3 protein-coding genes are annotated in these 5,439 nt (G+C 76.1%); all 3 read left to right on the forward strand.

Annotation, left to right across the window (positions count from 1 at the left end; translation table 11 throughout):
• Window positions 1–373 precede the first annotated feature (373 nt).
• The 3 genes from ACSNOK_RS30190 to ACSNOK_RS30200 all read left to right on the forward strand — a co-directional run bounded on the left by ACSNOK_RS30190 (window position 374) and on the right by ACSNOK_RS30200 (window position 5,203).
• A complete protein-coding gene (locus ACSNOK_RS30190; RefSeq protein WP_436783979.1) occupies window positions 374–1,894 on the forward strand; it encodes a peptidoglycan DD-metalloendopeptidase family protein in 1,521 nt (506 codons plus the stop codon).
• A gap of 239 nt (window positions 1,895–2,133) precedes the next feature.
• Complete coding sequence (locus ACSNOK_RS30195; protein WP_436783980.1) at window positions 2,134–4,173, forward strand: family 43 glycosylhydrolase; 2,040 nt, start codon at window positions 2,134–2,136, stop codon at window positions 4,171–4,173.
• A gap of 178 nt (window positions 4,174–4,351) precedes the next feature.
• Window positions 4,352–5,203, forward strand: a complete 852-nt coding sequence (locus tag ACSNOK_RS30200; RefSeq protein WP_436783981.1) for a serine/threonine protein kinase — start codon at window positions 4,352–4,354, stop codon at window positions 5,201–5,203.
• Window positions 5,204–5,439: the final 236 nt, after the last annotated feature.

Consider the following 5,439-nt stretch of genomic DNA (forward strand, 5'->3'; position numbering starts at 1 on the left):
TGTGTATAAGAGACAGGGGGTGGTGAGGCCGGTCGGCGGTGGGCGGTAGCGGAGGCGGGTGTGGCCCCGGCGGGGGCGCGAGCTCGCTGGTGCCCGTACGGGCGCCCGTTCCGGCCGAGTCGCGTCGCGCGGCGGTACGGCGGGTGCCCGGCCGGCCCCACTCTCCTCCGGCCCGCCGCCCCCTACCCGAGTCCGGCGGCGGCTGTCAGTCCGTAGCGTTCCGGATGTTCCCGCCGGCCGGGCGTGGCTACCGTTCCCCCGCCGGTTCGTCATGAGCCCGCCGTGCTCGCAGCGTCCCTCCGCCGCAGCGGGGCTCATGGCGTACCCGCGCAACCAGCCCCGCCCCACAAGCCCGATTGGTGAGGAACGCGCCATGGTCCAGGGTCTGCGCAGACGCGCGCTGCGCCTCGTTCTCGCGGTGACGGTCGCCGTCCTGCCGTCGCTGGTGGCCACGTCCCCGGCCGCCGCCGCGCCCGACGCGGGTTTCGCCGCCTCCTGCCCGGCGGCCGGCTTCATCTCCGACCCCTACGGGGGAGCCCGCGACCACGACGGCATCGACATCGCCGCCCCCCGCGGCACACCGATTTACGCCGTCGGCGACGGCGAGGTGATCAACTCCGGGCCCGCCCAGGGCTACGGGCAGTGGATCCGTATCCTGCACCCCGACGGAACCGTGACCGAGTACGGGCACATGTACCGGCGGGACGTCGCCGTGGGGGAGCGGGTGACCGCGGGACAGCGCATCGCGCTCATGGGGGCCGAAGGGGAGGCCTCCGGGCCGCACCTCCACCTCCGGGTGAGGCGCGACACCGGTATGAGTCACGGTATCGACCCCCTTCCCTACCTCGCGGCCCGCGGCGTGACCGTGCCGTGCACGCCGGGGGAGCGTCCGCGGCCCGCACCGCCGGTGTACCCGCACGAGTCGGGGCGCGTGGTGTCGGCGCGGTCGGCCGACGGGCGGCTGGAGGTCTTCGCGGCCGGGGCGGACGGGGTGCACCACGCCTGGCAGTCGCAGGTGAACGGCGGCTGGTCGGAGTGGGAGCGGCTGGGCGGCCCCGGCGACGCGCGGCTCACCATCGCGCCGAACGCGGACGGGCGCCTGGAGCTCTTCGCCCTCAACGGGCAGGTGTTCCAGCACCGTTACCAGCTCAGCCCCAGCGGCGCCTGGTCGGACTGGCAGGGCTTCGGCACCGGAGGCGGCACCGCCGCCGCGGGCGTCAACGCCGACGGCCGCATCGAGGTCTTCGCCTCGGGGCCGGAGGGGGTCTTCCACCGGTACCAGACGGCGCCCAACAGCGGCTGGTCGGGCTGGGAGTCCACGGGCGGCGGCCCGGCCGGCAGCCGGGTGAAGATGGAGAAGGCGCCGGACGGCCGCCTCGAGGTGTTCGCGCTGAACGGGGCCACCTTCCGGCACCAGTACCAGACGGCGGTCAACGGCGGCTGGTCGGCGTGGGAGGAGTTCGGCGAGGGCGGGCGCGACGTGACCGTCGACCACAACGCGGACGGGCGTCTCGAAGTGTTCGCCTCGGGCCCCAAGGGTGTCTACCACCGCTACCAGACCGGCCCCGCCGACTGGTCCGGCTGGGAGGCCGTCCGAGGCCCCGCCGACAGCGAACTCACCAGCGACCGCACCGCCGACGGGCGGGTGGAGGTCTTCGCCGTCAACGGCGAGACCGCCATGCACATCTGGCAGCAGGGCCTCAACGCCGCCTACGGCGACTGGGACGCCTTCGGCCCCGGCGGCACCGGGATCGGGGCCGCGGCCAACGCCGACGGCCGCGTCGAGGTCTTCAGGACCAGCGGGGCCGGGGTCCACCACCGGTGGCAGACCGGCTTCAGCACCTGGTCGGACTGGTCCTGGGTCAACAGCACCTCCGGTCCGCCCGTCACCTGACACCACACCCCCGCAGCCGGGCTGGGGGCCGGGGGTACGGATCCGATCCGACCCACCGTCCTCGGCCGGAGCCGGGCGGACCCGGCTTGAGCCGGGCGGACCCGGCTTGAGCCGGGCGGACCCGGGCGGGTTCCGGCGGATCCGCCCGGGTCCGTCCCCCCTCCCTCACGGCCCCTCCGCGCCCGCACCCGTCGTCCCTTCTCGCCGTCCCCTCCCCAACAGCCCTTCCCGGAGACCTCATGCAGCATCCGATCAGCAGACGCAGATTGCTCCAGGGCTCCACCGCGGCGGGCGCGCTCGCGCTGTTGGGAGCCGGTGCCACCCCGGCCGCCATGGCCGCCGCGGCCACCCCGGCCGCGTCGCACCAGTGGGTCGGCGCGGGGCCGTTCACCCTCGTCCACGACCCGTCCCGCCCCGGCGTCCGGCGCTACCTCAACGACCACACGCTGATCGAGGCGGGCGGTCGCTGGCACCTCTTCGGCATCGTCGGCGACAGCGCTCCGCCCGGCCGGTCCCCCGACAGCGCCGCCGAGGTCTCCTTCGCCCACGCGTCCGCGCCCCACCCCCGCGGCCCCTGGACCGCGCACGCCGACGCGCTCACCGTCGATCCTGCCTACTTCGGGGAGGAACACCTCTGGGCGCCGCACGTCATCGCGGTCGGCGGCACCTACTACATGTTCTACGCGGCCGGCGGGCGCGGCGGAGCCGCGATCAACCTCGCCACCTCCACCGACCTGTTCACCTGGAGCCGTGTCCCGTCCGGCCCCCTCTTCCGGGGGCTCGTGGCCCGCGACCCGATGGTGATCCGGACGGGCGGCCGGTGGGTGATGTACTACACCGAACTGTCCGGCCCCGACGGCCGGCACACGGTCGCCTTCCGGACCTCCGACGACCTGCTGCGCTGGAGCGAGCCGGGCGTCGCCTTCACCGACGCGAGCACCGCCGCGACCGTGTCGGTCACCGAGTCCCCGTTCGTCGTCGAACGGGACGGCTGGTACTACCTGTTCATCGGCCCGCGCAACGGCTACGACGGCACCGACGTGTTCGCGTCCCGGGACCCCTTCCGCTTCGGCCTCGACGGCTACGCCGGTCATGTGCCCGGGCACGCCGTGGAGGTGGTCACGGGGGGCGGGCAGTGGTACGCCACCGCCGCGGGCTGGTTCCACCAGGGGCTGTACGTGGCCCCGCTGGACTGGCGCGAGACGCCGCCGCCCTGGCAGAGCCCGGACAACCCCGCCGTCGCACTGGACGTCGACGGCCGGCTGAACGTCTTCGCCCAGGACCCGGGCGACCGTTCGCTGCTGCGGCGCACCCAGCTCGGGCGGGGGAGCGACGCCTGGTCGCCGTGGGAGCCGTTCGGCGGCCCCGCCGGGGCCGTCCCCACTCTCGGCCGGGACACCGACGGCCGGCTGGAGGTGTTCTCCCTCGCCCCCGGCGGCGCCGCGCTCGACCACCGGACGCAGCGCCCGGACGGGACCTGGAACGGCTGGGAGCGGTTCGGCGGCCCGGCGGGCGCCGCCCCGGCGGTGGGCCGTGCGGCCGACGGGCGGCTGGAGGTCTTCGCGCTCGCCCCGGGCGGCTCCGGCATCGCCCGGCGGCGGCAGCGCTCGCCCGGGGCACCGGCGTGGGACGAGTGGGACCCCGGCTTCGGCGGGCCCGCGGGCGCGCCCCCCGTCGTCGCGGCCAACGCCGACGGCCGGCTGGAGGTGTTCGTCCTCTCGCCCGGCGGGGCCGGCGTCCTCCACCGGTGGCAGGAGGCGCCGAACGGCCCCTGGTCGCGGTGGGACCACTTCGGCACCGCCGCCGGCACCGCGCCGCGGGTGGCACGGGACGGCGGCGGCCGGCTCACCGTCGTCGCCGTCGCCCCGTCCGGCCTGGCCACTTTCCACCGGCGCCAGACGGTGCCGAGCGGCGGCTGGGACGAGTGGCGGCCGCTGTTCGGCTGGACGGATGGCGCCCCCGCCCTCGTCCCCGACGCCGCGGGCCGGCTCACCGCCTTCGCCCTGCCGCCCGGCGGGGAGCCGCTCACCAGCCGCCGGCAGGCCGCGCCCGGCGGCACGTGGGAGGCCGAGAGCGGCTTCGACGGCTCCGGCGTCCGGTTCGCCGGTACTCCGACGGCGGTGGCCGACGCGGCCGGGCGGATCCACGTCTTCGCCGTCACGCGCGAGGGCCGCCCGCTCCTCCGCGTCCAGGCGGGGCCGAACGGAACCTGGCGCCCGTGGACGGCCTTCGGCGACCGCACGGTCGCGCCCGTCCGGCCGGGCGGGCCCGCCTACTGAGAACCGTTCCCGCCTGCCGGCCCCCGCCGCCAGGGGACCTGACGGGCCGTCGCCCGCCGCCCGTTCCGTCTCCACCGTGACGGACGACGCATCGCGGGCTCCGCCGACCCGGAGCTTCTCCCTGACCTCATGGATATATTCGGCTGCGAAGTGCTGCCGAGGGGGTGAGGAGAGGCCCGTGAGCGGGATAGTGATCCATCTGCCGCCGGGGAACGGCGATGCCGGGGAGGGGAGCCGCGACGGCGGCGGAGCGGGTGGCGTCGGAACGGGTGGCGCCGACGCGGGCGGCGGCGTGACCTTACGGCTCGGGCCGGGGGAAGTGGCGCGGTTCGGCCGGGGATCGGCCACCGTGCCCGTCGAACTGCGCCTCGTCGACGAGGCGATCTCCCGGCTCGCGGGCGAGATCCGGGTGACCGACGACCACTGGCAGCTCAGCAACTTCAGCACGGCCCAGAGTTACCTGGTCGAGAACCCGGAAGGGGCGGGGGAGTACCTGAGGGTGCCGCCGCGCCGGGTCGGGGTGCCCATTCCGTTCGAGTTCGCGCGGGTCGTGCTGCCCACCCGGCGCGAGGGCTCGGCCGCCTTCCAGGTGTTCGCCCCCGACCACGTCTACCTCGACCACGACGCCGCGGGCGGGGCGTGGGGGACCAGGACGGTCACCGCGTACTCCCTGGACGAGACCGCCACCTACTTCCTCGTCCTCGTCGCCCTCTGCGAACCCCGCCTCCGCGACGAGTCGCCCGTCGCGGTGCCCACCACCCCGCAGATCGTCGAGCGGCTAAGGAACCACCCCGCCTGCGACCGCCTGACCGCCCGGGCCGTCAGCTCGCACATCGACTACCTGGCCGAGGAGAAGATCCGCGTCGACGCGCCGGCCGGCGGCGACGCCGGCCGGGCGGCCCGCCGCAACGGCAAGCGGGAGGCGATCGTCGGGGTCGCGCTGCGGTTCGGCCTCGTGCGGGAGGAACACCTGGCGCTGCTGCCGCCCAGAACGGGCACGCCCAAGGCGGCGCCCCGGCCCGCCGGATGAGAGCCCGCCGGATGAGAGACGGCGGCCGGCACACCGGGCGGGTCGCGCGGCGCACGGCCCGGACGACCGGGCGGGACGCGCGGCGCACGGCCCGGACGCACGAGCGGCGGAGGTGACGGCATGGAAGAGCTCGCTCCCGGCCATCGCGTCGGCGCGTGGGAGATCGTCGCACCGATCGGGGCCGGCGGCTGGGCGACGGTGTACGCCGGGCGGCCGGTAGGGGCGGGGGCGGGAGG

Origin of the sequence: Streptomyces sp. URMC 126, assembly GCF_051386555.1 — a bacterium.
Taxonomy (GTDB): domain Bacteria; phylum Actinomycetota; class Actinomycetes; order Streptomycetales; family Streptomycetaceae; genus Streptomyces.